Raw genomic sequence first — 504 nt, 5'->3', positions numbered from 1 at the left:
GCGCTGATCGCGCCGCCTTCCGGTCGGGCCTTCGCCCCTCCCTCTCGGCAACGCGATCAGCGCAAATGAAGTGTCCGGGGTGTGTCAGTTTTGAATCGCTGCCCAACAAAAATCTGTATCAGTTTTGAATCGCCGTTGACAAGTGCCATGCGGCCGTTTCCAATGCGCAGACGGTATCGTCCGCCTTGGGCCAATGGAAACGGCCGGTGTGTAATCGGCGCTGATAGAGCCAGACGCCGGTGCCGTCCCAAACGAGCAACTTGAGACGGGAACGCGGACGATTGGTAAAAGCGTAGGCGGTCCCATCGCACGGCGTACGACCGATCGCCTGCTGGACATGGCACGACAGTCGTTCGATGCCCCAGCGCATATCGACGTAAGCGTTCTGCCAACGCCGTCTTGAAATTGAAACCGGAATCAGGCTGAAGCGTTGTCAGGCGAGGCGATCTGCGTTGCCACGGCCCAAGGCAGGAGTTCGTCGACACGATTGACCGGATGTTCGGC

General features: G+C 59.5%; 1 protein-coding gene. It reads right to left on the bottom strand.

Translation table 11 applies throughout. The features are described 5' to 3' along the window. Positions 1 to 118: 118 nt before the first annotated feature. Positions 119 to 370 (bottom strand): IS66 family insertion sequence element accessory protein TnpB, encoded by a 252-nt coding sequence (gene tnpB, locus GH659_RS14740; RefSeq protein ID WP_153112191.1) that lies wholly within the window; start codon positions 368 to 370, stop codon positions 119 to 121. Between the last annotated feature and the right edge of the window lie 134 nt (positions 371 to 504).

It is taken from the genome of Propionivibrio limicola, from assembly GCF_009469695.1.
Taxonomy (GTDB): domain Bacteria; phylum Pseudomonadota; class Gammaproteobacteria; order Burkholderiales; family Rhodocyclaceae; genus Propionivibrio; species Propionivibrio limicola.
This window is presented reverse-complemented; position numbering and strand designations above follow the sequence as displayed.